Genomic DNA, 1504 nt, shown 5'->3' with positions numbered 1-1504 from the left:
CTCTTGCCATTTCCCCGATGGTTCCGGGCTGAAAATTGAGACCCGTCCGGGACTGGTAGAATGTGAACAAATACCGACCAGAAGCTCATCTGCCACCTGACTGAAGCTGGCATATGAAATTCTATGAGTAAAACCATCTATTCTTGAAAATTTTATTAACTGCTGTGCTGACCAGGCTCCAGAATCATTCAGCGATAACACTGTTATTTCATTCGACCCCCGCAGTGCCACATGCTGCTCCGATGGACTGAACAGGACTTGGCCGACAATTACTTCAGGGCAGAGGCCGCAAACCTCCATTTTCAGCCAATCATTATTTTCGTCTAAACGCCAGATGGCCGTATCGTTCGTGCTATAGGTCGCCATAAATTTCCCTGAGGGGCTGAATTTGACCGTCTTATTCGACAACGTTACCTTGCTCACATCCTCCCAAAAGCGGTGAGCAGGCTGCAAGGTATTAACGCACCTGTCAGCACTGATGGTTAACAGGCGATCTTCGCAGGCAGTGAAATTTGCCCCGGTAATCACCCGACTGCCGCTGTCGTCGGACCAATTCAGTTGCGCCTCTGCCCATTGACCCTGATCATTCCTGGACAGAATTCGGGCGTCATTCAAACAGCTGCCATAAAACAACAGATAACGACTGGACGGGCTGAAACAAACATCATAAGCAGGATCGGCATCATCATTTCGATTGCTTCGATAGCTTCGATACCTTGCTACAGACAGAGGGAGTATCACTTTATATCGCTTAACCGGATGGTAAGACGGGCATTGTTCCATCTTTCCCAAGGTGGCAAGGCAGAGCAGTGCAGGCATCTTCGACAGTTTTTTTATTATCCTGTTACTCAACGATATCACTCTGTTGTTGAGTGATGCTGAAGTGGCAAATGGGTGCAAGTGCAGGTATTTTCTCTGCCACGAGGCATTTTGCTGGTACTGTTCCCGAAAGCTTTGGGGAAGTCGGGCAAAATAAGACAGTTCCTGAATATTGTATTGTGTAACCACTTCCCTGAATGCCAGACAGGTTGCATTTACATGCCGGATGTCATCAAATTCCAGGTAGTCAAAAATCATGGCCAAAAGTTCGGGAGGGAGTTCAGTAATTGTTCTTTGCCACAATGTTGGTGTTTGAGGGGGTGTTTGAGGGGGTGTTTGAGGGGGCTGTGTTTGAAGAGATTGTGTTTGAGGGCTGGCCTTTGGGAGGGCGAGAGTCGATGGGGGGAGAATCGATGGAGAATTGGAAGGTGTCGTTATGGCAGGCTGATTTACAGGCCAATCCGGCACCATCGAAAAGCCGACGGCAGAAGACACAGGGTGGGTCATTGAGTTACCTTCTTGATGAATTAACTGCGAGACACTTCGCAGCTATTGATGATCTTGATTGACAGGCTAAAGGCCAGGAAGTTCCCGGCCAGGCTGCCGCGAAAGCCTTGCAAGCACTGATGTCCATGGCGCGTGAAAATATTTTGCGCCACCCTCAGGGATGAAAAATGGTTGAGCA

2 protein-coding genes are annotated in these 1504 nt (G+C 48.7%); one reads left to right on the top strand and one right to left on the bottom strand.

Annotated features, from left to right (window positions below; genetic code table 11):
* A partial coding sequence (locus tag KDK14_RS15410) for an F-box protein (RefSeq protein ID WP_257266058.1) occupies window positions 1-1122 on the bottom strand: 1122 nt, incomplete at its 3' end.
* Here KDK14_RS15410 and KDK14_RS15405 point away from each other — a divergent pair.
* Window positions 1107-1388, top strand: coding sequence for a hypothetical protein (locus KDK14_RS15405; protein WP_257266057.1), 282 nt, complete (start codon window positions 1107-1109; stop codon window positions 1386-1388). The two genes, KDK14_RS15410 and KDK14_RS15405, sit on opposite strands and share 16 nt — an antisense overlap.
* The last annotated feature ends 116 nt before the right edge of the window (window positions 1389-1504 follow it).

The organism is Endozoicomonas sp. ONNA2 (assembly GCF_024606365.1).
GTDB lineage: Bacteria > Pseudomonadota > Gammaproteobacteria > Pseudomonadales > Endozoicomonadaceae > Endozoicomonas.
Note: the sequence above shows the minus strand (reverse complement) of the source record. Positions and strands in the feature narration are given on the sequence as shown.